We start from the raw sequence: 23657 nt of genomic DNA, 5'->3' as shown, positions 1-23657 counted from the left end.
ATTTCTTTTAGACGTACAAAATATAACAGTATAGCTAAGCTTGAGATGAATAATCCATTGGCTATGTGCGACCAAATCATTCCTAGTCACAGGTCTATTACGCAGGATATCAGCTACTATTTTATCGGATGATTGCTGTTATATTTATCATAAGAAATCATAACTTTTTCTATACGCTTTCCCCCTACATAAAGTTACGCAGGATATTGGCAAAGAATCGTTAGAGAAAAATATTACTGTGAATCATAAAATCAAATGAAGAGGGTGAAAGAAATGGGTAGAGTAACCAATTTTAGTAAAGAATATTTACTATTTAAAAGTATGGTCTATGCAGAAGAGTTTGGGTTGCATTCGATTACTGCTAGAAAATTAGCAGCTTATTGTGGCTGTTCGACATATCCGATTTATGCACATTTTGATTCCATTGGTGTGTTAAAAGAAACAATTATTGATGAAATCAAAAAGAGCTTTGAAAAATATTTAGACACGTATCAAATGACGGACTTTTTTAGTATCGTCCACTTATTGAAAGAATTTTTTGCAGTGAACGAAAGCGTTCGTGGAATCGTCTTCCAGTCTGATCTAGACTTAGCAGCTTTATTCAAGCTAAGTTTTAAGACTCATCTAAATGAACATACTAGAGTTAGTGAAGTTTATCTAGTTGAACTTTTGTGGCTGAATATTTTGGGGAGTTTAAATTCTGACGAAAATTCTCGTGAGTTTTATGAAACAATGACAGCAATCTGGAGTAAGTTGGCCGAACTAGATGAGGACTTACCAGAAGTCCTAACTGATATTCGCTTAGTTGCAGCTAAGTAATGGTGCTTCATGAGTCGAGTGAAATAGTTCGTTTATTTTTTTGTCTATGCTATGATAGAAGTAGATAAAAAGGAGCTGAAGACTTATGAAAACATCAACAAAAGTAACAATCGGTTTAGGTATCATGGCTGCTGCTGGTGTAGCAACTACAGCAGTTGTGTCAGGTAAAGTGGTGGAAAAAATTCGTCATATGTCTAATCGTTGCAAAGTCAAAAAATTTGTTAATGATAAGTTTGACGGAAATGAAAAGCTATTAGGATTAGTCGATGACTTATCGGATAGTGATTTGGACTCTTTGATGGGTGTTTTAGAAAAAATCAAAAAAGGCCGCAAGAAAATCTCTGTTTATGGTGACACGCTAAAAGATTCAACGGATGATTTGCGTGAGCGTTTGATGACTTTAGTTGATAAAATTATGTAATTTTTTGTGTTAAAAAAGCACAGCAAAAAAAGTGAGTGTTGGACTAGTCAGGCTAGTCGCAACGCTCACTTTTTTTAATTATTTTTTTTGGTAGGAGACATTTGGATGATTAGAAGATAACAAAAAAGAAGATCATTTGCTTGCTTTAAATTAAAGCCAGTTGCTTCCTGAAACTTTTCTATCCGATATTTCAACGTGTTACGATGAAGAAAAAGAGTTTTGGCAGCGGAGCTGATATTGCCCAAATGATTCCACAACGCTAAGATGATTTCTTCCATATCCATTTCTTCAAGCAAGAGCTGATAATTTTGGATAAGTAAATTCTCTTTGATCCCCTCTGTTGTAAAGTAGTGCAGGGCAACATCTTGTAGAGAAAACACAGCTTGACTGTTTTGTGGGGAGCGTTTTTCTGTAAGAAAAATTTTTCGTTCTTCAGCAAACAATGTTCCAAAATCTTGTGAAGGTGCATGAAAAGCGCCGACAAAAACATTTGTTGTAATTTCAAAGTCAATATCTAATGATTGAAAAATACCATTTAGTTCAGAAACTGGAAGAAAATTTTTCCCTTTAGGCTCAATCAGTAGTGCATCTTGTTGGCTATAGAAAAAGAAATCTGCAGGTTCATAAAACATCGCTAGTAACGTTTCTTGCCATTCCTTTTGCAAAAAGTCATCCTTTGCTGATACATGTAACTGGATGATTCGATAGGAACGATCCAATGTTAATGATTGTTGTTCGAATAAATAATGGTACCAAGGATGGTTTTTTGGATTGGTAGCCATTGGGAATAACGCTTTCAAAAGACTGATTTCAGATGGAGCTAACGATTTTTTTTCAAACCAAAGAAAGGCGTCACCAGTAGCTAAAGAAAGAATCGATGGTGATGCGGAAGGAAATTCTTTAAGTTGAGCATTTGGATATAATTCTAGTAATTGTGCTTGATTCATGTGCTTCACCTCACCGCTATTTTACCATAAAAAAACCTCATCAAAAGGACAAGCTAGTTACAAGTTTTTTTTTATATGGTAAAGTTATGCTGAAGAAAAATAATCGAGAAAAAAGTGAGGGAATTTGTTGAACGAAGAACAGTTATCGCAACAAGAAAAAGAAAAATGGATGCGCCTCGCTCTTGAAGAAGCTAAAAAAGCAGAACAGTTAGCTGAGGTCCCCATTGGTGCAGTGGTGATTTTAGATAATCAAGTAATTGGTAGGGGGCATAATCTACGAGAAACAACGCAAGATGCCACAACCCATGCAGAGATGCTTGCAATTAAAGAAGCTTGTGCAGCTGTTGGTAGCTGGCGTTTAGAAGAAGCACAGTTATTTGTAACACTAGAGCCTTGTCCAATGTGCAGTGGTGCAATGATTTTGTCACGTGTCAAAGAAGTTTATTTTGGTGCTTATGATCCAAAAGGTGGAACTGCTGGAACGTTGATGAATTTATTGACGGATGAACGCTTCAATCATCAAGCCACCGTTGAAGGGGGTATTTTGGAAGAGGAATGTGGAGGAATTTTGTCAACATTCTTCCGTCAGTTGCGTACGAAAAAAAAGAAATCGAAAAAAAGCTAGTCAGAATGGAAAAAATGCGGTATACTATTTCTTGCCGAAAGGCTAGGACAATGGTGGGCTTATGAAGCGTGTCAGATCCGGAAGGAAGCAGCACTAAGTAGGCTCCGCCATGTGTCTGAATATAAAAAATAGCTGATTGATGAACAGGAATGCTATACCTGTTTTTTTTTTGCCCAAAAAATAAGTGAACCAACTAAATATTAGGAATGAATGTGTGCCAATAGCTTCTTTTGAAGTCAAAGGCACGCTTTTTTTGTCAAAAAGACCAGCCTCAATAGAAAAAATGAGGCTGGCAAGGTTGGAGGTAAAGAATGAAAAAAATGAATGTTTTGGGAATGACTTAATAATAACTAGGTTAGCTTAAAGAAACCATAAATGATTTTTTTATTCTATTTTTTTGAAGTAAATAATACTCAGGATCATTATTGGAAGGAAAAAATAGCTCTGTGGTATGATGGTCGAGAAGAGAGGCGAGAAGATGGAAAAAATAATGTTATTACACACAAATGATCTCCATTCACATCTGGAAAACTGGCCCAGAATCAGACGCTTTTTAGAGCAACGAAAACGTGAAAGTGAAAAGAAAGTACAGACAACGACTGTTACAGTGGACCTAGGAGATTTCGTTGACCGTTGGCATCCCTTATCGGAAGCAACGAATGGTCAAGCCAATGTCTTACTGATGAATGAAATTGGTTACGATGCCGCAACGATTGGAAACAATGAAGGTGTTGGAAATTCAAAACATGATTTGAATCATCTATATGATGAAGCTAATTTTGATGTTTTATTAGCAAATTTATTTGACAAAAAAACATTGCAGCCACCAGTATGGGCGAAGCCATACAAGATTATCGAAACGAAGCAGCAGACAAAAATCGGTTTGCTGGCATTTACGGCACCTTTTCCTTTAACGTATAGTCCAAACGGTTGGGATATCCGAAATCCGTATGATATTTTGCCGGAAATGGTCGAAGAATTACGTCCGAAAGTCGACGTGTTAGTGTTGATGAGCCATCTGGGGATTCAAGATGATATCCAAATTGCAAAAGAATTACCAGCAATAGATGTTATCTTAGGTTCACATACACATCATCTCTTTCCTAATGGCGAAGTGATCAACGGCGTTCAATTAGCCGCAGCTGGTCGTTATGGTCAGTATGTAGGAGAAGTTCAATTGACGTTAGATGAGAATAAAAAAATTGTGAAATATTCTGCACAAGCAATTCCCACTGAGTCATTGACAGTCTTTGCAGAAGATGCGCAAGAAATCGCTAGTTATTTGGCAGAAGGGCACGCACTTTTAAAAGCTAAAAAGGTCGCTGACCTACCATTTCCACTAACAATGGATATTTTTGGTGAAGAACCCTTTATTCAACTAGCATTAGAAGCAATCAAAGAACGTGGCAAGACGAAGGCGGCAATTTTGAATAGTGGCTTGTTTTTGACGGATATCCCCGCCGGAATTATCGACCAAGATGAGCTTCACACTGCGTTACCACATCCAATGCACTTATTGAATGTAACCGTTAAAGGAGCAGATTTGATTCGATTAATTTTGGAAATGGAAAAAAATCGCAACTTCTTACGTAACTTTCCTATGAATGGGATGGGGTTTCGAGGGAAAATATTTGGACAAATCGTTTACAATGGCATTACCTACGATGAAGTAAATCATCAAGTACTCTTTCAAAATCAACCAATCAATGAGAAAGAAAGATATTCGTTTACGACGGTTGACCATTTCATGTTTGTACCGTTTTTTCCGACGATTGAGATTGCCGGCGAAAATGAATTTCTGTTCCCAGCGTTTATTCGTAGTGTTGTGGGTGATTACTTGAAAGCTCACTACCCAATCAAATAAAAACAAGGTATAATGACTAGGAATAGGTGGTGAAAGTATGTCTGCAAAACCAAAAGAAAAGAAACAACAGCCAGTTGCAAACAAAGAAACGAAAGAAACAACCGTAGCAACAGCTGAAAGTGAAGCAACAAATCTTGTCACAGATGAACTAACGACTGCTTTAGAAGAAATCGTTGAAGAAAAGCCTAAAGCAGAAAAAATCAAAGGGGAACTTGTGACACCTTTAGATGATAGTAATTTTTTAGTTGGTGATCGACAATTTCGTCTAGTAGCCAATCACCGTGAAGGGTTTGACGCACAAAAACTTGGCGAGCGGTACAGTGATGTGTTGTCTCGTTATGATTATATCGTTGGGGACTGGGGCTATGAACAGCTTCGCCTGAAAGGATTTTTCCGTGCAGACAATCGACGTGCCCATCCGGATCAGCGGATTGATTCATTAGAAGATTATCTTTATGAATACTGCAATTTTGGTTGTGCTTATTTTGTTATCGAGCGCATTGGCGGGGGAGACAAAAAGGAAAAGCCAGCACAACGTCGCAAAAAGAAAAAAAATTACAATCAGACAGCGTACATTGATGAAAAGAAAGGTCCAGTGTCTTCTAGTCATAAGAAACCTGTCATTAAAAAACGTAAGGAGACGCCCAAAAAAGCGACTGCTGCTAAAGAATCAGTAGAGCAGCCAGCAAATGAAAAAGCAAACTTTACGATAAGAAAAAGAAAAGAGTCGTGAGCATGAGTTATAAAGGATATTTGATTGATTTAGACGGAACGATTTATCGTGGAACAGAAGCGATTCCTGCAGGGAAACGTTTTGTCGAAGAATTACAACAACGTGAGTTACCCTTTTTATTCGTTACTAATAATACGACGAAGAGCCCTGCTACAGTTGCAAAACGTTTGGCAGATGAATTCGATATTCATGTCGCAGCAGAAACAGTTTATACGGCAAGTTTAGCGACGATTGATTTTATGCAAACAGATGGAAAAGGTAAGAAAGTTTTTGTTATTGGGGAGTCAGGATTAATTGACCTGATTTTGGAAGCTGGATTTGAATGGGAAGAAGAAAACCCAGATTACGTTGTTGTTGGATTAGATAATTATTTAACCTACGAAAAAGTGGTGAAAGCAACGCTTGCAATTCAAAAAGGGGCAACGTTCATTGGAACAAACCCAGACAAGAATATTCCTACTGAACGCGGGTTGCTACCAGGTGCAGGTTCAGTGGTTTCCTTCGTTGAAACAGCTACTCAAACAACTCCAATCTATATTGGTAAGCCAGAAGCAATCATCATGGATAAGGCAGTAGAAATCTTAGGACTTCAAAAAGAGGAAGTAATCATGGTTGGTGATAACTATGAAACAGATATTCAAGCAGGTATCCAAAACGGAATTGACACGTTGCTTGTTCTATCTGGATTTACCAAGGCAGAAGATGTACCTCATTTACCAGTCCCAGCTACATTTGTCAAAAATTCATTAGATGAGTGGCAGTTCTAAATGGGTAAGCGTAAGGGACAATGGCTTGAGTATTTGGGGTTGACTAGCTTATTTCTGACCTTGATTAGTCTAGCGATTGCCTTGACTATCAATTTTCGACCGCTCTATGTATTTGATATTGATTATTTGCATATTTTGCGGTACACGTCTCTGGATCAGCAAACGTTGCTTCAGAATTTTGATGAATTGATGAAATACTTGAATAATCCGTTTCAATCTGTACTGAGTTTGCCAGATTTTCCTGTTTCGGCCAGTGGCGCACACCATTTTCGTGAAGTTCGTGTTCTTTTTTTCATTGATTATGCTGTGTTATTAGTCACGTTGATACCAAGTAGCTTATTTGTTTATTCGTTATGGAAAAATAAACGTTTCTGGCGATTAATACGTCCGTTTCAGTTTGGGATGCTTGCGCCAGTGGTTATTGGATTTTTTATGCTAATCGGTTTTGATCGATTCTTCATTGTTTTTCACGAAACATTTTTCAACAATGACGATTGGTTATTCGATCCTCGAACTGATCCAATTATCAATGTGTTACCGGAAGAATTTTTTATGCATAGTTTTGTTCTCTTTTTTGTTTTACTTGAACTCTTTTTCGCTATTTTCCTGTTCCTTGGAAAGCATGAGTTAAGAAAGAAAAGATAACTTTTTCAACAAGAAACGCTCTCAAAGATAAACCAAATCTGGCTTATTTTTTGAGGGTGTTTCTTTTACTTTTAGTGGAGAAAAAGGAGGTGTGACAAAAGCCTTGTCACACCTCCTTCAGTAATCAATCAAATTTTCACAAAAATATGAGAAGTCATTTTCGAAAACGGCTTCTCATATTTCTTGGAGTTAATCATTTCTGTCACAGTACCATTCTGTTGGTGACAGCTAATTTTGCACTGCTAACTTGTTACCGATTCATTTTATTGTGTCAAACGACTGCGTTTTTCAGGTTCAGCATGGGCTAAACGACTTGCTGCAGATGCGGCAATCGCACCAACGATATCATCTAAAAAAGTATGGACATGATCGCCATCATGTCGGTTCAATTGTTTTAAAATCCCTGGTTTCACTTTGTCAATGTAGCCGTAGTTGGTAAACCCAATCGTTCCGTAAACATTAACAATAGATAAGGCGAGGATTTCATCAATTCCATACAAGCCTTCATCGTCTTCGATAATATGTTGTAAAGGTTCCATTAACTGTTTTTGTTCAGCTAAAATATCTAACTGGATTCCCGTGATGATTGCATTATGGACTTCTCGTTTTGTTAGAACCGAGTCAACGCTTTCTGCGCAATCCGCTAAAGTTAAATCAGTAATATAATCTTTTTGTAAAAACATAACTAATTCTGCAATATCTTCAATTGTTACACCGCGTTCAAGTAAAAGAGCACGTGCTTTTTCTTCTAATGTTTCCTTTTTAATAACCATGGTATTCCTCCTTCAAATAGTCTATATATTCATGTTAGCTTAATCAAGTAAAAAAGCAAGAAGGATACCTTTGCATCTGAGGTTTATTACAAGTGGATGCTAGTCATCTTTCAGGACGAAGTCGTTTATCATACAAGCTGGTACTGTGTCCAGGTTGTGCCCGTTCTTTGGGATTGATGTAATGTAGTGCATTGTTAACCGCAGTGGGTGCTTCACCAAATCCTGTAGCAATCAATTTCACTTTGCCATCATAGGAACAAATATCGCCTGCGGCGTAAATTCCAGGAATTGAGGTCGACATATCGGAGTTTACCATGATTGATTGGCGAGAACTTTCCAGCCCCCACGAAGCAATCTGACCTAAATTAGAAGTAAACCCATAATTGATAATCAAAGAATCAATGCTTAAATCAATCGTTTCATCGCTTTTTACCTTTTTTAAACGAAGGTCGGTTAACTGGTTTGATTCCCCAGCTAAATCTTCAATCAAATAAGGTGTCAATAAATGAACAGATGAATTTTTTAATTGAGCAACACTGTGTTCATGGCCACGAAATTCGCTTCGACGATGGATTAGATAGACTTCGCTAGCAATTGGCTCAAGCATCAATGCCCAATCAATCGCAGAATCGCCACCACCAGCAATTGCTACTTTTTTGCCAGCGTATTTCATTAAATCATTGACATAATAATCTAAACCGTTGTTCTCAAAGGCGTCGGCACCTTCGATAGTTAATTTTCTTGGCTGAAAAGAGCCATTTCCGAGTGCTAAAATCACCGCTTTTGAATAATGGATACCTTTGTTTGTAATGATTTCGATCACATCTTCTTCGCGTGTAATGGAAAGAACTTCTTCTTCTAAATGAAATGTATGATTAAAAGTCGTCAATTGCTTTTCAAGATTGCCGACCAATTCGTTTGCTTTAATTGCAGGATACCCTGGGATATCGTAAATATATTTTTCTGGATACAAGGTTGCTAACTGACCACCAAGTTGGGGTAAACTGTCAATGATCTTTGTTTTTGCTTGTCGCATTCCTGCATAAAATGCGGCAAACATACCCACGGGTCCAGCACCGATAATGGTAATATCATAAATGTCCATAAAAACTCCTCCTCCAGACACACTATAGCAGAATTTAACTGAGAATGCTTCTCAAATAAATTAATTTTACTTGGAGTTTAAACTTTCTTTTTAGTAATCTGATCTAGTTTTTTGAATAGACATTCGGTATTATGTTATTATTTGGTAGTAAGAAAACATTAGGAGGAACCAAACATGGCATTTCCACAATTAGATTTAGCAAATGAAAAAGGCCCAAAAGCAACAATCAAAACAAATCGCGGAGACATCACAGTTCAATTATTTCCTGAATTAGCACCTAAAACTGTTCAAAATTTTATTGAATTAGCTAAAAAAGGGTACTACGATGGTGTCATTTTCCACCGTGTCATTCCTGATTTCATGATCCAAGGTGGCGACCCAACTGGAACAGGTATGGGAGGAGAAAGCATCTACGGTGAAAGCTTTGAAGATGAATTTAGCCGTGAATTATTTAACCTACGTGGTGCATTATCAATGGCGAATGCTGGTCCAAATACTAACGGAAGCCAATTCTTTATCGTAAATAATGAAAATGTTCCTGCTAATATGCTTGGACAACTTGAAGGTGCCGGTTTCCCCGCAGAAGTTATCGAAGCTTATAAGGGTGGAGGTACACCTTGGCTAGATTTCCGTCACACAGTTTTTGGTCATGTTGTTGAAGGAATGACTGTTGTTGATGAAATTGCAAATGTACAACGTGGACCACAAGACCGACCAGTCCATGATGTAGTAATCGAAACAATTGAGATTGCAGAATAACTATCAGAAAATGTACTGATAATGTAAAAGAGATTGTGGTCCAAAGCGTTGAACTTCAAGTAATAAGTAAAAATTTTTAGAAATTGTTCTTCAAATTTTGGCGAAGTTTCAGCTTACTGCCGCAGAAGTTGCTTTGAGAACATCTTTTATTCGTATAAAAGGGACTGTGACAAATTTTTTGTCACAGTCCCTTTTTGCTTTTTTATAAAAAATTAAATAGAAAATTACTTTTCAAAAGAGTGTTTGATTCGTTGTAATCCTTCTAATAAAGTCGCTTTAGGGCAGGCAACATTCAAACGCATATGACAATGTCCAGCTGGGCCAAAAGAAATTCCTGGGTTCAAGACAACTTTTCCTTTTTTAATGAAACAGTCTTGCAATTCTTGATCATTTGTTTCGTAAGCGGAAAAATCTAACCACATTAGGTAAGTCCCTTCAGGCTTCATAACACGAACATCTGGCATTTCTTCTTGAAAAAAGGAACAAACAAGTGAAACATTTTCTTCTAAATAAGGAAGCAACTCTGAAAGCCAAGTTTCACCAGTTTCGTAAGCTGCCTGTGTACCAATTAAGCCAAATGTATTGATTTCTTGTTGCTGATTAGTTAAGAGACGTTGTGTAAAAGCTGCTTTAAGTTTTTTATTTTTGATAAAAACCATCGAATGTTTAATTGCAGCTAAATTAAATGTTTTTGTGGCAGAAGTAAATGCGATCATTTGATCATGAAGTTTCGGATTGATTGTCAACATTGATGTGAACTGATTGCCAAACAGCATAAGGTCCTGATGAATTTCATCACTGAATATGAAAACCTGATAGTTTAAACACAGGTCTGCTAACTGAGTTAATTCAGCTTTTGACCACACACGACCGCCAGGATTATGAGGGTTACATAAAATGAGGGCTTTGATATTGTGTTGTTGTATCTTTTGTTCCATATCTGCAAAGTCCATCTCGAAATGATTGTTTTTTTCTATTAAAGAACTGCGAACCAACTTTCGCTGATTGTTTTCTACTATAGAAGAAAAAGGTGGATAAACAGGATCATGAATCATAATTGAATCGCCTATTTCAGTAAATGTTTGGATACCTACAGCTAGACTGGACAAAACACCACTTGAAAAGACAATCTCTTCTTTTTTTATGGTGACTTGATGCTGTTCCTTTTCCCATTGAATAATAGAGTTATATAATTCATTGGAAATCGTTGAGTAACCAAACAAACCGTTTTGAACATAGCTGCTTAAAGCCTGAGTGACACCTTTGGGAGAAAGAAAATCCATATCTGCTACCCAAAGCGGTAATAAATCAGATGCATGATATGTTTCAGTAATACCATCCCATTTTACGCTATGCGTATTTTTTCTCGTTATTTGTTGATCGAATTCTACCATTTCAAAGCCTCCGATTTCACTTGTTTATTTTCAAAACTTCTTTTTTTAAATCATATACAGTATAATGAAAGATGCGAAGAGAGGGAAGTAAATGACTTATAAAATTGGACAAATAATTGAAGGAAAAGTAACTGGAATACAACCTTATGGTGCGTTTGTTTCTCTTGACGAGGAAACGCAGGGATTAATCCATGTTTCAGAAGTACAATCAGGTTATACAAAAAATATTCATGCATTGCTAACAATTGGACAACCAATCAGAGTACAAATTATTGATATTGATGAGTACTCTCAAAAAATCAGTTTATCTTTAAGGACTTTGGAGAGCAACAGTCCAGTAGTTGCACACCGTAGAAAAAGGTATTTTACAAACAAAAATAGAAAAATTGGTTTTAAAACAATCGAAGAACAACTACCCATCTGGATCAAAGAAGCATTGACTGAATTGGAGAAAAAATAAAACAAGAAATAAAAAGTGTATTTTTTCTGAAAATATGCTAAAATTTTTTTGTAAGCCATAGAACAAGAACAAGTTGATCGAGGTGGAGATTTTGGCAAACAAAAGAGTCGCTGGTACAATTATGTTGCATTTGGAGGATGGATCAAAGAGATTTCTGGTTCATTCAATTGATGATACGCTAGAATTCGCGTTAGCAGATCTTTCTGAAGGAAAGACTGGTCTAGCCAATATGCTTAATTTTTTAAAGGAAATCGTTCATATTGATGTGAGTCAAATCAACTTAATGGAGTTGACCAACACCCATATCGGACATGAAAATGTTCCGTTGTTTGTTTTTGAAACAGAGCAGAAGAATCAGGATGGTGAGCTGGCAGAAGGCTATCTTTGGGAAGAATCAGGGCAGATGCGAGCTGTTCTTGGGACTTACGAAGTAGAGGGTGTTCCTCTTTTCTAATCAGAAAATACAAAAATAAAAAGAAGATTGAAAAAAATTCAATCTTCTTTTTTTTGCCGTTTTAAACAAAAAAACAAGTAGAATGTTCCGGTTTATAATGCTTTTATAGCCATTTTAAAGCTTAACCAGAGACTTTGTTCGTAAAACACGAAAATTAGGAAGAAAAACAGTCTGAGTACTGTTTGAAAAAGGTCGAGAATTCAGTTGACCAATCAAAAAAAGAATGATAAATTAGACAACGTTGAAGCGAAAGTAACATTCATGAAACTTTCGTAAATAACATGAAAAATAGTTGTTGACATGTGAATTATCACATGATAAGATAACTAAGTCGTTTAAAAAGGGCTGCTTATGAAGCTTGATTTCATCAAGAAAAAATTCAAAAAAGTTCTTGACAAATAACAAACGATGCGATATGATAAATGAGTTGCTGAAAGATTTCTCAAACGAAATCAAAAAACTTTTTTAAAAAAGAGTTGACATTCAAACGTCACTCTGATATGATATAAAAGTTGCTACGGCAATTCAAGTAGACCTTTGAAAACTGAACAAAGTAAGACAAACCAAATGTGTAGGGCGTCTTGATTCAATTCAAGACAACAAACATTTTTAAACAGCAAGCAATATGCTAGCAAACAAATTGAGCTTAACAATCGAAAGATTGTTCTAACTTTTATTATGAGAGTTTGATCCTGGCTCAGGACGAACGCTGGCGGCGTGCCTAATACATGCAAGTCGTACGCTTTTTCTTTCACCGGAGCTTGCTCCACCGAAAGAAAAGGAGTGGCGAACGGGTGAGTAACACGTGGGTAACCTGCCCATCAGAAGGGGATAACACTTGGAAACAGGTGCTAATACCGTATAACAATCGAAACCGCATGGTTTTGATTTGAAAGGCGCTTTCGGGTGTCGCTGATGGATGGACCCGCGGTGCATTAGCTAGTTGGTGAGGTAACGGCTCACCAAGGCCACGATGCATAGCCGACCTGAGAGGGTGATCGGCCACATTGGGACTGAGACACGGCCCAAACTCCTACGGGAGGCAGCAGTAGGGAATCTTCGGCAATGGACGAAAGTCTGACCGAGCAACGCCGCGTGAGTGAAGAAGGTTTTCGGATCGTAAAACTCTGTTGTTAGAGAAGAACAAGGATGAGAGTAACTGTTCATCCCTTGACGGTATCTAACCAGAAAGCCACGGCTAACTACGTGCCAGCAGCCGCGGTAATACGTAGGTGGCAAGCGTTGTCCGGATTTATTGGGCGTAAAGCGAGCGCAGGCGGTTTCTTAAGTCTGATGTGAAAGCCCCCGGCTCAACTGGGGAGGGTCATTGGAAACTGGGAGACTTGAGTGCAGAAGAGGAGAGTGGAATTCCATGTGTAGCGGTGAAATGCGTAGATATATGGAGGAACACCAGTGGCGAAGGCGACTCTCTGGTCTGTAACTGACGCTGAGGCTCGAAAGCGTGGGGAGCAAACAGGATTAGATACCCTGGTAGTCCACGCCGTAAACGATGAGTGCTAAGTGTTGGAGGGTTTCCGCCCTTCAGTGCTGCAGCTAACGCATTAAGCACTCCGCCTGGGGAGTACGACCGCAAGGTTGAAACTCAAAGGAATTGACGGGGGCCCGCACAAGCGGTGGAGCATGTGGTTTAATTCGAAGCAACGCGAAGAACCTTACCAGGTCTTGACATCCTTTGACCACTCTAGAGATAGAGCTTCCCCTTCGGGGGCAAAGTGACAGGTGGTGCATGGTTGTCGTCAGCTCGTGTCGTGAGATGTTGGGTTAAGTCCCGCAACGAGCGCAACCCTTATTGTTAGTTGCCATCATTTAGTTGGGCACTCTAGCAAGACTGCCGGTGACAAACCGGAGGAAGGTGGGGATGACGTCAAATCATCATGCCCCTTATGACCTGGGCTACACACGTGCTACAATGGGAAGTACAACGAGTCGCGAAGTCGCGAGGCTAAGCTAATCTCTTAAAGCTTCTCTCAGTTCGGATTGTAGGCTGCAACTCGCCTACATGAAGCCGGAATCGCTAGTAATCGCGGATCAGCACGCCGCGGTGAATACGTTCCCGGGCCTTGTACACACCGCCCGTCACACCACGAAAGTTTGTAACACCCGAAGTCGGTGAGGTAACCTTTTTGGAGCCAGCCGCCTAAGGTGGGATAGATGATTGGGGTGAAGTCGTAACAAGGTAGCCGTATCGGAAGGTGCGGCTGGATCACCTCCTTTCTAAGGAATATTACGGAGACTACACACGTTTGTCATCATTACTTTGTTCAGTTTTGAGAGGTTTACTCTCAAAACACTTTGTTCATTGAAAACTGGATATTTGAAGTAAGATCAAAACAAACCGAGAACACCGCGTTGAATGAGTTTTTTAATAAGTTCAATTGCTTATTTTTCTTGACTAGTTTCTATCGCTAGAAATGATGTCAAAACCCAACCGTAAGGTTGATAAGGTTAAGTGAATAAGGGCACACGGTGGATGCCTTGGCACTAGGAGCCGATGAAGGACGGGACTAACACCGATATGCTTTGGGGAGCTGTACGTAAGCTATGATCCAGAGATTTCCGAATGGGGGAACCCAGCATCTTTTATAGGATGTTACAAATATGTGAATACATAGCATATTTGAGGTAGACGCAGAGAACTGAAACATCTAAGTACCTGCAGGAAGAGAAAGAAAATTCGATTCCCTGAGTAGCGGCGAGCGAAACGGGAAAAGCCCAAACCAACAAGCTTGCTTGTTGGGGTTGTAGGACTCCGATATGGTAGTTTTTTCAGATAATCGAATGACTTGGAAAAGTCAGTCAAAGAGGGTAAAAACCCCGTAGATGAAATTTGGAAGACACCTAGGAGGATCCTGAGTACGGCGGAACACGAGGAATTCCGTCGGAATCCGGGAGGACCATCTCCCAAGGCTAAATACTCCCTAGTGACCGATAGTGAACCAGTACCGTGAGGGAAAGGTGAAAAGCACCCCGGAAGGGGAGTGAAATAGAACCTGAAACCGTGTGCCTACAACAAGTCAAAGCCCGTTAATGGGTGATGGCGTGCCTTTTGTAGAATGAACCGGCGAGTTACGATTGCATGCGAGGTTAAGTCGAAGAGACGGAGCCGTAGCGAAAGCGAGTCTGAATAGGGCGTTTGAGTATGTAGTCGTAGACCCGAAACCATGTGATCTACCCATGTCCAGGTTGAAGGTGCGGTAAAACGCACTGGAGGACCGAACCCACGTACGTTGAAAAGTGCGGGGATGAGGTGTGGGTAGCGGAGAAATTCCAAACGAACTTGGAGATAGCTGGTTCTCTCCGAAATAGCTTTAGGGCTAGCCTCGGAATTGAGAATGATGGAGGTAGAGCACTGTTTGGACTAGGGGCCCATCTCGGGTTACCGAATTCAGATAAACTCCGAATGCCATTCATTCATATCCGGGAGTCAGACTGTGAGTGATAAGATCCATAGTCGAAAGGGAAACAGCCCAGACCACCAGCTAAGGTCCCAAAATATATGTTAAGTGGAAAAGGATGTGGGGTTGCACAGACAACTAGGATGTTGGCTCAGAAGCAGCCACCATTTAAAGAGTGCGTAATAGCTCACTAGTCGAGTGACCCTGCGCCGAAAATGTACCGGGGCTAAACATATTACCGAAGCTGTGGATAACACCTATGGTGTTATGGTAGGAGAGCGTTCTAAGGGCGTTGAAGGTAGATCGTGAGGACTGCTGGAGCGCTTAGAAGTGAGAATGCCGGTATGAGTAGCGAAAGACAGGTGAGAATCCTGTCCACCGAATGACTAAGGTTTCCTGGGGAAGGCTCGTCCGCCCAGGGTTAGTCGGGACCTAAGCCGAGGCCGAAAGGCGTAGGCGATGGATAACAGGTTGATATTCCTGTACCCGTTGTTTTTGTTTGAGCAATGGAGGGACGCAGGAGGCTAAGGAATGCAGACGATTGGAAATGTCTGTCCAAGCAGTAAGTCTTAGGTTGAGTCAAATGCTTAATCTTTTAAGGACAAGCTGTGATGGGGAGGGAAATAATAGTACCGAAGTTCCTGATGTCACACTGCCAAGAAAAGCTTCTAGTGAGAAAACAACGGCCCGTACCGCAAACCGACACAGGTAGTCGAGGAGAGAATCCTAAGGTGAGCGAGAGAACTCTCGTTAAGGAACTCGGCAAAATGACCCCGTAACTTCGGGAGAAGGGGTGCTGATCGTCAGATCAGCCGCAGTGAATAGGCCCAAGCGACTGTTTATCAAAAACACAGGTCTCTGCAAAATCGTAAGATGAAGTATAGGGGCTGACGCCTGCCCGGTGCTGGAAGGTTAAGAGGAGTGCTTAGCGTAAGCGAAGGTACGAATTGAAGCCCCAGTAAACGGCGGCCGTAACTATAACGGTCCTAAGGTAGCGAAATTCCTTGTCGGGTAAGTTCCGACCCGCACGAAAGGCGTAACGATTTGGGCACTGTCTCAACGAGAGACTCGGTGAAATTTTAGTACCTGTGAAGATGCAGGTTACCCGCGACAGGACGGAAAGACCCCATGGAGCTTTACTGTAGTTTGATATTGAGTGTCTGTACCGCATGTACAGGATAGGTAGGAGCCGTAGAAATCGGAACGCTAGTTTCGATGGAGGCGCTGGTGGGATACTACCCCTGCGTTATGGCCACTCTAACCCGCACCACTAATCGTGGTGGGAGACAGTGTCAGATGGGCAGTTTGACTGGGGCGGTCGCCTCCTAAAAGGTAACGGAGGCGCCCAAAGGTTCCCTCAGAATGGTTGGAAATCATTCGAAGAGTGTAAAGGCAGAAGGGAGCTTGACTGCGAGACCAACAAGTCGAGCAGGGACGAAAGTCGGGCTTAGTGATCCGGTGGTTCCGCATGGAAGGGCCATCGCTCAACGGATAAAAGCTACCCTGGGGATAACAGGCTTATCTCCCCCAAGAGTCCACATCGACGGGGAGGTTTGGCACCTCGATGTCGGCTCGTCGCATCCTGGGGCTGTAGTCGGTCCCAAGGGTTGGGCTGTTCGCCCATTAAAGCGGCACGCGAGCTGGGTTCAGAACGTCGTGAGACAGTTCGGTCCCTATCCGTCGCGGGCGTTGGAAATTTGAGAGGAGCTGTCCTTAGTACGAGAGGACCGGGATGGACTTACCGCTGGTGTACCAGTTGTTCTGCCAAGGGCATTGCTGGGTAGCTATGTAGGGAAGGGATAAACGCTGAAAGCATCTAAGTGTGAAGCCCACCTCAAGATGAGATTTCCCATTTCTTTAAGAAAGTAAGATCCCTGAGAGATGATCAGGTAGATAGGTCAGAAGTGGAAGTACAGTGATGTATGGAGCGGACTGATACTAATCGATCGAGGACTTAACCAAGAATGGTAAAAGAAAAAAACTCGGTAGAGTTGAGATTACTTCAAATCCAGTTTTGAGTGAGCAAAAGCAAACTCAATAAGATAACACCACAGTGTGGTGGCGATAGCGAGAAGGATACACCTGTAACCATGCCGAACACAGAAGTTAAGCTTCTTAGCGCCGATTGTAGTGAGGGGTTGCCCCTTGTGAGAGTAGGACGTCGCCACGCTGGTATTATTCCGGCATAGCTCAGTTGGTAGTAGCGCATGACTGTTAATCATGATGTCGTAGGTTCGAGTCCTACTGCCGGAGTACTAAAAAGAAGGAAGAAATCTTAACGATTTCTTCCTTCTTTTTTTGTTGTGTCAGTCGATGAGGCAAGTGTCTCGCTATATTTATTAATATGTGTTAGCATTTTTTTGGAAGAATAAAGGAGGTTTTAAATAATGTATTTAAAAATTTCTACTGAAGCACAAGAACGATTACAAAAATATTTAGATGAAGAAGCAACTGTAATTCTTGATCTAGATGATGGCGTAGGTGTGTATTCTAAAATGGGTGTCTGCTCATTAGACACTAGCTTTCGTCTATTGATTTTAGACAAAACACAAAAAAGAGAAGAATATCAATTAGTTTTGGATAGTGATGTCGGCGAGCTTTATGTGAAAGACTACTCCAAAATGTACATGGATGAAGCGATGACTTTGTCACTTGATACACGACTAGGTGTATTCCAATTATCGAGTCCTAGTGGTATGTTAGACAGCCATGTTCAATTAGTGGATCTTCGCCCTAACAAAATTGTCTAATGCAACTCTTCAATTAAATAAGAAAAACGCTCTAATGTATAAATTTTTGATACATTAGAGCGTTTTTTTAGTTAAACAAACCACTGTCAATAAGAATATAGATTCCTAAGCCAATAAAGATGACTGGTATAATAAATACTTGATGCCGATGAAGTTCCTCCTGTATAAAGGAAAGATTGGCTAATTTGAAACTGAAATAACACCAGATAGCAATCATAATTATAAATATAAGAACAGTTATAATTAAATCAATGACAGAATACCTACTAAATAGGGGGACGTAAATTCCAATATTATTTGAGCCATTGCCAAGAGTTAAAAGAGTAACATTTAAAAAATGTGGTCGTAAGCCACTTGTTAATAGAGTTTCATCTGTGAGATCTGCTTTGTTAGCTGAGGAGTCTTTCTCGATCGAAACAGTTCTTTTTTTATTTTTCACAAAATCAAGCCAAGACTTAATTCCTAGAAAAATTGGAATGATGCCTAGCAAACCTAAATACTCCGTTTGAATTCGATTCAAACTGTGAGATGCCAAAATACTAAATAGAACTAAGAGCCCTACTCCTAAATATTGTCCAAGAACAATATCTTTTTTTGATAAATTTTTTCCAACTTGAGAAAATAAAATGGTTAATATAAAAATGTCATCAATGTTGGTGCTGATAAAAGAAATCAAACTAGTAGTAAGTGTTGTAAGCATTGAAATCCCTCCTCACATTTAAGGATAAATAAAATAATCTTATACTTAATTATAACGTTTTATTTAGTTAGTGTGTTAGTGAGAGAGTGGTCACTATAAAATCAGACGATGGTTTAATCGTTGCAAGAAGTTTTGAGTGAGGAGAGTTAAAAAAAAGAACAGTTCCAGGCTAAAAATTTAGTCACGAGTGTTGTACACCTTATTTTAGTTAAATAAGTCTAAGCAGTTCTTGAATCCTAATTCAATGAGCATTGGTTAAGAGAGCTGGAAAATAAATAATCAAAAAAAGACATCAGAATGGGTGTTTTTATAACACATTCTGACGCCTTTAAGGAAGCCACTTGACAGCTTTAGTAGCTATAACCACATAACAAAAACACACTTTTTATAGTATGTTTAAATTATACAAGAACAATATTTTTCATAGCTAAATTTTTTATTTCGTGGAATTTTTGTGGAAGTCATTACATAATATCTTTTAAAAATAATTGTATCTTTTGTTTATTTTTATCGTGATTTTCTTTTGTACTTGAAGCATATTGATATGATTGAGAAATATCTTTGTGCCCAATTTGCGATTGAATATAGATAGGGTCAGTTTCAGCAAGTATCATAGCATCAATTCTAGCATGTCTAAATGAGTGAGTAGAAATGCGATTTATTTTTGCTAATTCGCAAGTTTCCTTGATGTACTTATTAACAGCAGAATTACTTACAGGCCATCCGTCTTTGTAGTTACAAAAAATAATATTGTGCGGATTTTTGAGCTTTCCGCTTATCATATCTAAATTTTGCTGTTTTCTATACCTTTTCAGTTCGGTAAATAATGAATTTGGAGCATCAACACTTCTTATCCCAGCTTCAGATTTTGTAGATCCAAATCGTTTGATTCCTGCATCGTATTTAAAAGCTCTATTAATTTGAATAGTTTCGTCTTCTGGAATTAAATCTTCCCACTTTAACGCAGCAACTTCCTGATAACGGCATCCTGTGTACAGTTGAGTAAGAACAAAAAACTTACTTGGCGAATCATTTCTTTTTAGTAATGTTTCTCTAAATTTCTTTGTGTCTTCGTAGCTTATTGTTTTTTCGGATTTACGTTCAGGTTTTTGACCTACTATTTTAATATTTTTAGTAGGGTTAGAATGTATGTACTGCATATCTAACGCTTCTAAGAACATTGATTTTACGATATTATGCCGATTGCTAACAGTTTCCACAGACAAGCCTCTTTTATTCACAGTATTGGGAGTTCCTAACCAGTTTATCCACTTCTGATACTTTAATTTATCCACACCTCTGAGCGTTTGATTTTCCCCGAAAAAATCAAGTAAGTTTTGCCTTACTAAAGCAATTTTTTGCATTCTGCCTGCGGACACTTTTCCCTTTTTAAATGTATCTACCCACTGATCGTAGAAATCAAGTAACTTTATTTTTTTTACTACTTCGCCACGAGCAATTTTACCCAAGAAATCTATTTCCTTTTCTTTGACAGCTTTTTTAGTTTCCGCAGTCAAAGATTTTTCTTTCCATTCATTAGTGATGGGATCTTGATATCGTGTTCTTAGTCGCCATTTGCCATTTGTTAATTTTTTTGGAGTAGCCATTTATAAATCAGACCTTTCGTATTAGATATTTAATAATAAGAAAATAGAAGTTAACGTTGTTTAAATAAATAAATTAAATAGTAAAAAACGTATTTCCTACCATTTAATACGAACCTATGTTCTTTTTTTGTTTAAAAAGAAAAGCCCGGAGGCTAAACTATAAATCCAATAAACTTTTTTTCTTCATTTCAAATTCTTCTTGAGTGATTATTTCTAAATCAAGAAGTTCTTTATACTTTTTGATTTCGTCAGTAGCAGAAAAGTTTACTTTACTAGAAACTGAACCTTTATAGTCTTTTAATAGTTCAGTTGATTTTTCATAAACCTTTATACTGTCTTGTACTGTTTTTTTACTAAAAGCTCTAATAATCACAGAGTTTGGATCTTCAGATGCTTGACGTGTAGTTCCAATCAAACCAACTTTTTGATTTCGAGCAGTTTCGATATTTGTAATAAACTGAATGTAGCCGTTAGCCATCATAGTAGCCTTCTTAAATTCAATAGATTTAATATCACTGAAAAATATTTCTCTATCACCTTTGATTCCTTGAGTTACAAATCCCATAGCAGTTTTCCTAGATATTACAACTTTATCTGAAAAAACTTTTACTATCCCGTTCAGCCCTTTTACACTCGCAATAATTTCATTATCCATCAAATTTCACCCCGTGATTACATATATTTAAATTAAAAATCTATAAGCCGAAGTAGGAAGACCATATAGACGAGTTAAATCTTCAATTTTTCTCGGATACATTTGTGTATCTTCTTTATATAAATCAGCTATAAGATTAGCAGCAAAACAATTTGCTTCGCTTTCAGACTTGCTTCTTGAATTTCTTGTTGAGACATAATAGCTAGAGATTTCTTTGTGAAATAGGGCATGTCCAAGTTCGTGAGCACAAATATAAAATCTTTCCTGTGATTCTTTTAGCGATTCATTCAAAAGAATCACAGGATAGCCCAATAAATCTTGAAATTGACCTTTAGGATTTTCTAAAAAAGGGACATATTTAATTTCAATTCCCATTTTTTCTGAAATTCCAAATGGATCAGCAGTACCATATTCTTTTTTTAGATTTCCAACTAAATTGATGATATCCATTTCCATGAAATCACTTCTCTTTATCTCTTTTTCTAAATTCCCAGAACAAGCCCGTCATAACATCTTTAACACGTTGCTTTTCTTCAGGAGTAAGCGTTTCTCCGCCATATGCCATATTGACATTTGATTCTAGAAGTTTATCAAGCTCAACTAAATCATCTTCATTTGCCCAATCAGGTGTTTGATTTCTTCCTAATAAATAGTCAGTAGTTACACCGAATAAATCAGCTAACTTATTTAGTGCATCTGAATTGGGCTCTGCACGACCGACTTCCCAGCTACCAATAGTTTGTTGAGATACATTCATTTTTTTTGCAAGCTCAGATTGAGTTAAGCCATGTTGATTTCTAAGTTCTTTTATTTTCAGGTTAAGCATTTAAAGCCCTCCTCTTAAATAGAATTATATACTACAAACTGTAGTAGCAACAACGAATAATAGTTAATACTAAAAAAAGTAGTAAAAAATATTGACTTACTACTTTTTGTGGTATATTATTACTACATAAGGTAGTAAAAGAGAGGTGAGCAAATTGAATAATTTATTAAACGATATTCGTACTTCGCAAAAAGTTTCTCAAGAAAAATTAGCATTACTTCTAAATGTATCTCAAAAAACTGTTAGTTCATGGGAAATTGGCAGAACTACTCCGAAACCAGCGCAAATGCAACACTTAGAAGACATTTTCAAAGTACCAAAAGAAAAAATTTTTTTTGCAGCTTTTAACTACAAAAATGAGTTAAAACATAATGAGGAGATGGTCAAATGACACGCCAAGAAAAAATAAACATCGTTTTAGATGCAAGACCTCGAATGATCCATATCATCAAATGTGCGAATGACGATCAACTTGATCGTTTAGTTGAAGAAGTCAACAAAGACCTTCAATGTGAATTAGACAAAGCTCAATTCGCTTGATTCTAATTAAATTATAGCGATAAATCTTTCGTATTGAAATTACGTTGAGTAAGAAATGAGGGTGTAAAAAATGCTAAAACAATCAGTAATTATTGATGAATCGTTAACAGAGGTTATCAATAAGAACGGTGAAACAAAAAAGGAAATAGCGAGAAATATAAACGTTTCTCAACAGTCGATGAGTGACTGGACTTCAAAAAATGGAGCTAAACCCGTCACGTTGGAAAATGCACAAGTATTATCTGATTACTTTAGAGATTCAGATTTTACATTACAAATTATTCATGAGTTTTTTGGATTGTTCAAATCAATCGATAGCAACGTTTATCGAAGAGATCCGTCATCATTAGATAAATTGCAAATGATTGAATCTGATGAACGTATGCAAAAGAAAAAAGACGTTGAAAAGATTCTACTAAAGCAAGTCAATTACTTAACTAACGATGATAGACAACAAATAATTTCATATGCTTTTGAGTTTTTAGATGAAATTATGGTTGATGTCACTTTGATAAGTGCCTTGTGTGAAATTTTAGGAATTGACATTAGGAAATTAAGTGAAGAAAGGCTTTCATACTGGGTGCAACAAGGATACATGAAAGGATGATGTTCAATATGACTAAATCAGAAGAGCAAATGAAGCAAGTAGCCCGTAGGCTATCCAAAAACTTGTATTTGTTAATGGGGCAGAACAAGAGAATAAAAATAACTGAACTTTCTAAGAAGAGTGGGGTTTCAGTGGGAACCATCAGCAGAATAAAAAATGATTGGGAAGGTGAAGAAACACCAAAAATGGAAACAGTCGTCAAACTAGCTACTGCTTTGGAGATTGATCCAGTTGAACTAATCAAATGAAATGAGGTGAGATTATGAAAAAAGACTTTCGTATGAACGTAAAAGGTGCGTTGTTTCTAATGCTTGTTGAATTAGTTCTAGCAATCATCAATCCGAAATTTGCAGGATTTGTGTTTATGGAATTGTTAGTTCTTTACTTGATATTTCAAGCGTTCAAAGAAGAAAAACGATTTACAAGTCAACAAAAAAAGCCAACCAGCGACGGCCATCGCTAATCGGCAACTAAATAAAACATCTAAGGAGATTTTATCATATGAACGAAAAAATTGAAAATTTAATTGCGGAATTACAAAACGAATGTAAAAAAAATAGTGCAGGGGTTGTTTTAAGCTTTGTTGATTTAGAACATGGAAATAGCGCACTTATGCTTGCTGGCGCTATGTCACTACAATCAATAGCAGTAATGATGTTGAATGACGAATTCAAAGAAGCTATGAAAACAAACGATTGTGATTGCGCTATTTGTCGAGCAACGAAGGAGATGATGTTTCATGAATAATTTTGAACAAGCTTTAGACCAATATCTAACTGATCCCAACTGG

Annotated in this window: 26 protein-coding genes, 1 tRNA gene, 3 rRNA genes and 1 other RNA gene; 22 read left to right on the top strand and 9 right to left on the bottom strand. The window is 38.2% G+C overall.

Going from position 1 to position 23657, the window contains the following annotated elements; translation table 11 throughout:
- Window positions 1-273: 273 nt before the first annotated feature.
- Together IGJ76_RS10105 and IGJ76_RS10100 are read left to right on the top strand one after the other, a co-directional pair.
- The gene (locus IGJ76_RS10105) at window positions 274-819 is read left to right on the top strand and encodes a TetR/AcrR family transcriptional regulator (RefSeq protein ID WP_067482473.1); all 546 of its coding nucleotides are present in this window, start codon (window positions 274-276) and stop codon (window positions 817-819) included.
- Between the two features lie 85 nt (window positions 820-904).
- Window positions 905-1240: a hypothetical protein gene (locus tag IGJ76_RS10100; RefSeq protein ID WP_067482472.1), complete on the top strand. Its 336-nt coding sequence runs from the start codon at window positions 905-907 to the stop codon at window positions 1238-1240.
- A 74-nt stretch (window positions 1241-1314) separates the two neighbouring features.
- On the opposite strand, the gene IGJ76_RS10095 is transcribed toward IGJ76_RS10100, so the two are convergent.
- Window positions 1315-2187, bottom strand: a complete 873-nt coding sequence (locus IGJ76_RS10095) for a helix-turn-helix domain-containing protein (protein WP_071868889.1) — start codon at window positions 2185-2187, stop codon at window positions 1315-1317.
- Between the two features lie 124 nt (window positions 2188-2311).
- Between IGJ76_RS10095 and tadA the strand changes: the two genes are divergently transcribed.
- From tadA to IGJ76_RS10065, 6 genes are all read left to right on the top strand, one after another.
- The gene (gene tadA / locus IGJ76_RS10090; protein WP_373419147.1) at window positions 2312-2812 is read left to right on the top strand and encodes a tRNA adenosine(34) deaminase TadA; all 501 of its coding nucleotides are present in this window, start codon (window positions 2312-2314) and stop codon (window positions 2810-2812) included.
- A 40-nt stretch (window positions 2813-2852) separates the two neighbouring features.
- An RNA gene (gene ffs, locus IGJ76_RS10085) (signal recognition particle sRNA small type) lies at window positions 2853-2937 on the top strand.
- Window positions 2938-3290: 353 nt separating this feature from the next.
- Window positions 3291-4676, top strand: coding sequence for a bifunctional UDP-sugar hydrolase/5'-nucleotidase (locus IGJ76_RS10080; protein WP_368027407.1), 1386 nt, complete (start codon window positions 3291-3293; stop codon window positions 4674-4676).
- A 37-nt stretch (window positions 4677-4713) separates the two neighbouring features.
- Complete coding sequence (locus IGJ76_RS10075; protein ID WP_067482466.1) at window positions 4714-5409, top strand: YutD family protein; 696 nt, start codon at window positions 4714-4716, stop codon at window positions 5407-5409.
- Window positions 5410-5411: 2 nt separating this feature from the next.
- Entirely contained in the window at window positions 5412-6176 is a 765-nt protein-coding gene (locus IGJ76_RS10070) for a TIGR01457 family HAD-type hydrolase (protein WP_270660285.1), read from the top strand.
- Entirely contained in the window at window positions 6177-6821 is a 645-nt protein-coding gene (locus tag IGJ76_RS10065) for a TIGR01906 family membrane protein (RefSeq protein WP_067482462.1), read from the top strand.
- 263 nt (window positions 6822-7084) lie between these two features.
- On the opposite strand, the gene IGJ76_RS10060 is transcribed toward IGJ76_RS10065, so the two are convergent.
- Both IGJ76_RS10060 and IGJ76_RS10055 read right to left on the bottom strand, forming a co-directional pair.
- On the bottom strand, window positions 7085-7594 hold the full coding sequence (locus IGJ76_RS10060; protein ID WP_067482460.1) for a phosphatidylglycerophosphatase A family protein: 510 nt from the start codon (window positions 7592-7594) through the stop codon (window positions 7085-7087).
- Between the two features lie 103 nt (window positions 7595-7697).
- On the bottom strand, window positions 7698-8699 hold the full coding sequence (locus IGJ76_RS10055; RefSeq protein ID WP_071868892.1) for an NAD(P)/FAD-dependent oxidoreductase: 1002 nt from the start codon (window positions 8697-8699) through the stop codon (window positions 7698-7700).
- Window positions 8700-8873: 174 nt separating this feature from the next.
- On the opposite strand from IGJ76_RS10055, the gene IGJ76_RS10050 reads away from it, so the two are divergent.
- A complete protein-coding gene (locus tag IGJ76_RS10050) occupies window positions 8874-9458 on the top strand; it encodes a peptidylprolyl isomerase (protein WP_067482457.1) in 585 nt (194 codons plus the stop codon).
- 224 nt (window positions 9459-9682) lie between these two features.
- Here the strand turns inward: IGJ76_RS10050 and IGJ76_RS10045 are convergent, their stop codons facing one another.
- The gene (locus IGJ76_RS10045) at window positions 9683-10852 is read right to left on the bottom strand and encodes a MalY/PatB family protein (protein WP_095803765.1); all 1170 of its coding nucleotides are present in this window, start codon (window positions 10850-10852) and stop codon (window positions 9683-9685) included.
- A gap of 91 nt (window positions 10853-10943) precedes the next feature.
- On the opposite strand from IGJ76_RS10045, the gene IGJ76_RS10040 reads away from it, so the two are divergent.
- From IGJ76_RS10040 to IGJ76_RS10010, 7 genes are all read left to right on the top strand, one after another.
- A complete protein-coding gene (locus IGJ76_RS10040; RefSeq protein WP_067482453.1) occupies window positions 10944-11312 on the top strand; it encodes a CvfD/Ygs/GSP13 family RNA-binding post-transcriptional regulator in 369 nt (122 codons plus the stop codon).
- Window positions 11313-11403: 91 nt separating this feature from the next.
- Complete coding sequence (locus IGJ76_RS10035) at window positions 11404-11766, top strand: hypothetical protein (RefSeq protein ID WP_067482451.1); 363 nt, start codon at window positions 11404-11406, stop codon at window positions 11764-11766.
- 674 nt (window positions 11767-12440) lie between these two features.
- Window positions 12441-14001: ribosomal RNA gene (locus IGJ76_RS10030) — 16S ribosomal RNA — on the top strand.
- Between the two features lie 229 nt (window positions 14002-14230).
- Window positions 14231-17144: ribosomal RNA gene (locus IGJ76_RS10025) — 23S ribosomal RNA — on the top strand.
- Between the two features lie 92 nt (window positions 17145-17236).
- A 5S ribosomal RNA gene (rrf, locus tag IGJ76_RS10020) occupies window positions 17237-17352 on the top strand.
- The 16S, 23S and 5S rRNA genes sit together here with 1 tRNA gene alongside, the layout of an rRNA operon.
- Before the next feature lie 9 nt (window positions 17353-17361).
- Window positions 17362-17435 (top strand) — tRNA-Asn (locus IGJ76_RS10015).
- 134 nt (window positions 17436-17569) lie between these two features.
- On the top strand, window positions 17570-17932 hold the full coding sequence (locus IGJ76_RS10010) for an iron-sulfur cluster biosynthesis family protein (protein WP_270346550.1): 363 nt from the start codon (window positions 17570-17572) through the stop codon (window positions 17930-17932).
- 67 nt (window positions 17933-17999) lie between these two features.
- On the opposite strand, the gene IGJ76_RS10005 is transcribed toward IGJ76_RS10010, so the two are convergent.
- The 5 genes from IGJ76_RS10005 to IGJ76_RS09985 form a co-directional block, all read right to left on the bottom strand.
- Entirely contained in the window at window positions 18000-18632 is a 633-nt protein-coding gene (locus tag IGJ76_RS10005) for a cadmium resistance transporter (RefSeq protein WP_071869444.1), read from the bottom strand.
- Window positions 18633-19096: 464 nt separating this feature from the next.
- The gene (locus tag IGJ76_RS10000; protein WP_270608787.1) at window positions 19097-20239 is read right to left on the bottom strand and encodes a tyrosine-type recombinase/integrase; all 1143 of its coding nucleotides are present in this window, start codon (window positions 20237-20239) and stop codon (window positions 19097-19099) included.
- 157 nt (window positions 20240-20396) lie between these two features.
- A complete protein-coding gene (locus IGJ76_RS09995; RefSeq protein ID WP_311823894.1) occupies window positions 20397-20894 on the bottom strand; it encodes an SHOCT domain-containing protein in 498 nt (165 codons plus the stop codon).
- A gap of 27 nt (window positions 20895-20921) precedes the next feature.
- On the bottom strand, window positions 20922-21350 hold the full coding sequence (locus tag IGJ76_RS09990; RefSeq protein WP_430596598.1) for an ImmA/IrrE family metallo-endopeptidase: 429 nt from the start codon (window positions 21348-21350) through the stop codon (window positions 20922-20924).
- 4 nt (window positions 21351-21354) lie between these two features.
- Entirely contained in the window at window positions 21355-21720 is a 366-nt protein-coding gene (locus tag IGJ76_RS09985; RefSeq protein WP_311823896.1) for a helix-turn-helix transcriptional regulator, read from the bottom strand.
- Between the two features lie 154 nt (window positions 21721-21874).
- Between IGJ76_RS09985 and IGJ76_RS09980 the strand changes: the two genes are divergently transcribed.
- The 6 genes from IGJ76_RS09980 (at window position 21875) to IGJ76_RS09955 (ending at window position 23614) form a co-directional block, all read left to right on the top strand.
- On the top strand, window positions 21875-22111 hold the full coding sequence (locus tag IGJ76_RS09980; protein ID WP_271015666.1) for a helix-turn-helix transcriptional regulator: 237 nt from the start codon (window positions 21875-21877) through the stop codon (window positions 22109-22111).
- Complete coding sequence (locus IGJ76_RS09975) at window positions 22108-22260, top strand: hypothetical protein (protein WP_311831636.1); 153 nt, start codon at window positions 22108-22110, stop codon at window positions 22258-22260. The genes IGJ76_RS09980 and IGJ76_RS09975 overlap by 4 nt, the downstream gene beginning before the upstream one ends.
- Before the next feature lie 70 nt (window positions 22261-22330).
- The gene (locus IGJ76_RS09970; RefSeq protein ID WP_270346587.1) at window positions 22331-22867 is read left to right on the top strand and encodes a helix-turn-helix domain-containing protein; all 537 of its coding nucleotides are present in this window, start codon (window positions 22331-22333) and stop codon (window positions 22865-22867) included.
- Between the two features lie 8 nt (window positions 22868-22875).
- On the top strand, window positions 22876-23115 hold the full coding sequence (locus tag IGJ76_RS09965; RefSeq protein WP_270346589.1) for a helix-turn-helix domain-containing protein: 240 nt from the start codon (window positions 22876-22878) through the stop codon (window positions 23113-23115).
- Window positions 23116-23129: 14 nt separating this feature from the next.
- The gene (locus tag IGJ76_RS09960) at window positions 23130-23330 is read left to right on the top strand and encodes a hypothetical protein (RefSeq protein ID WP_270346591.1); all 201 of its coding nucleotides are present in this window, start codon (window positions 23130-23132) and stop codon (window positions 23328-23330) included.
- A gap of 38 nt (window positions 23331-23368) precedes the next feature.
- Entirely contained in the window at window positions 23369-23614 is a 246-nt protein-coding gene (locus IGJ76_RS09955; RefSeq protein ID WP_311798410.1) for a hypothetical protein, read from the top strand.
- The last annotated feature ends 43 nt before the right edge of the window (window positions 23615-23657 follow it).

This window comes from Enterococcus sp. DIV0175, from assembly GCF_050529075.1.
GTDB classification, from domain to species: domain Bacteria; phylum Bacillota; class Bacilli; order Lactobacillales; family Enterococcaceae; genus Enterococcus_B; species Enterococcus_B thailandicus.
Note: the sequence above shows the minus strand (reverse complement) of the source record. Positions and strands in the feature narration are given on the sequence as shown.

Excerpts from the sequence above, each read along its gene's own strand:
- IGJ76_RS10105 (WP_067482473.1), top strand. The coding sequence starts at position 274 with ATGGGTAGAGTAACCAATTTTAGTAAAGAATATTTACTATTTAAAAGT.
- IGJ76_RS10100 (WP_067482472.1), top strand. The coding sequence starts at position 905 with ATGAAAACATCAACAAAAGTAACAATCGGTTTAGGTATCATGGCTGCT.
- IGJ76_RS10095 (WP_071868889.1), bottom strand. The coding sequence starts at position 2,187 with ATGAATCAAGCACAATTACTAGAATTATATCCAAATGCTCAACTTAAA.
- IGJ76_RS10080 (WP_368027407.1), top strand. The coding sequence starts at position 3,291 with ATGGAAAAAATAATGTTATTACACACAAATGATCTCCATTCACATCTG.
- IGJ76_RS10075 (WP_067482466.1), top strand. The coding sequence starts at position 4,714 with ATGTCTGCAAAACCAAAAGAAAAGAAACAACAGCCAGTTGCAAACAAA.
- IGJ76_RS10070 (WP_270660285.1), top strand. The coding sequence starts at position 5,412 with ATGAGTTATAAAGGATATTTGATTGATTTAGACGGAACGATTTATCGT.
- IGJ76_RS10065 (WP_067482462.1), top strand. The coding sequence starts at position 6,177 with ATGGGTAAGCGTAAGGGACAATGGCTTGAGTATTTGGGGTTGACTAGC.
- IGJ76_RS10060 (WP_067482460.1), bottom strand. The coding sequence starts at position 7,594 with ATGGTTATTAAAAAGGAAACATTAGAAGAAAAAGCACGTGCTCTTTTA.
- IGJ76_RS10055 (WP_071868892.1), bottom strand. The coding sequence starts at position 8,699 with ATGGACATTTATGATATTACCATTATCGGTGCTGGACCCGTGGGTATG.
- IGJ76_RS10050 (WP_067482457.1), top strand. The coding sequence starts at position 8,874 with ATGGCATTTCCACAATTAGATTTAGCAAATGAAAAAGGCCCAAAAGCA.
- IGJ76_RS10045 (WP_095803765.1), bottom strand. The coding sequence starts at position 10,852 with ATGGTAGAATTCGATCAACAAATAACGAGAAAAAATACGCATAGCGTA.
- IGJ76_RS10040 (WP_067482453.1), top strand. The coding sequence starts at position 10,944 with ATGACTTATAAAATTGGACAAATAATTGAAGGAAAAGTAACTGGAATA.
- IGJ76_RS10010 (WP_270346550.1), top strand. The coding sequence starts at position 17,570 with ATGTATTTAAAAATTTCTACTGAAGCACAAGAACGATTACAAAAATAT.
- IGJ76_RS10005 (WP_071869444.1), bottom strand. The coding sequence starts at position 18,632 with ATGCTTACAACACTTACTACTAGTTTGATTTCTTTTATCAGCACCAAC.
- IGJ76_RS10000 (WP_270608787.1), bottom strand. The coding sequence starts at position 20,239 with ATGGCTACTCCAAAAAAATTAACAAATGGCAAATGGCGACTAAGAACA.
- IGJ76_RS09995 (WP_311823894.1), bottom strand. The coding sequence starts at position 20,894 with ATGGATAATGAAATTATTGCGAGTGTAAAAGGGCTGAACGGGATAGTA.
- IGJ76_RS09990 (WP_430596598.1), bottom strand. The coding sequence starts at position 21,350 with ATGGAAATGGATATCATCAATTTAGTTGGAAATCTAAAAAAAGAATAT.
- IGJ76_RS09985 (WP_311823896.1), bottom strand. The coding sequence starts at position 21,720 with ATGCTTAACCTGAAAATAAAAGAACTTAGAAATCAACATGGCTTAACT.
- IGJ76_RS09975 (WP_311831636.1), top strand. The coding sequence starts at position 22,108 with ATGACACGCCAAGAAAAAATAAACATCGTTTTAGATGCAAGACCTCGA.
- IGJ76_RS09970 (WP_270346587.1), top strand. The coding sequence starts at position 22,331 with ATGCTAAAACAATCAGTAATTATTGATGAATCGTTAACAGAGGTTATC.
- IGJ76_RS09965 (WP_270346589.1), top strand. The coding sequence starts at position 22,876 with ATGACTAAATCAGAAGAGCAAATGAAGCAAGTAGCCCGTAGGCTATCC.
- IGJ76_RS09960 (WP_270346591.1), top strand. The coding sequence starts at position 23,130 with ATGAAAAAAGACTTTCGTATGAACGTAAAAGGTGCGTTGTTTCTAATG.
- IGJ76_RS09955 (WP_311798410.1), top strand. The coding sequence starts at position 23,369 with ATGAACGAAAAAATTGAAAATTTAATTGCGGAATTACAAAACGAATGT.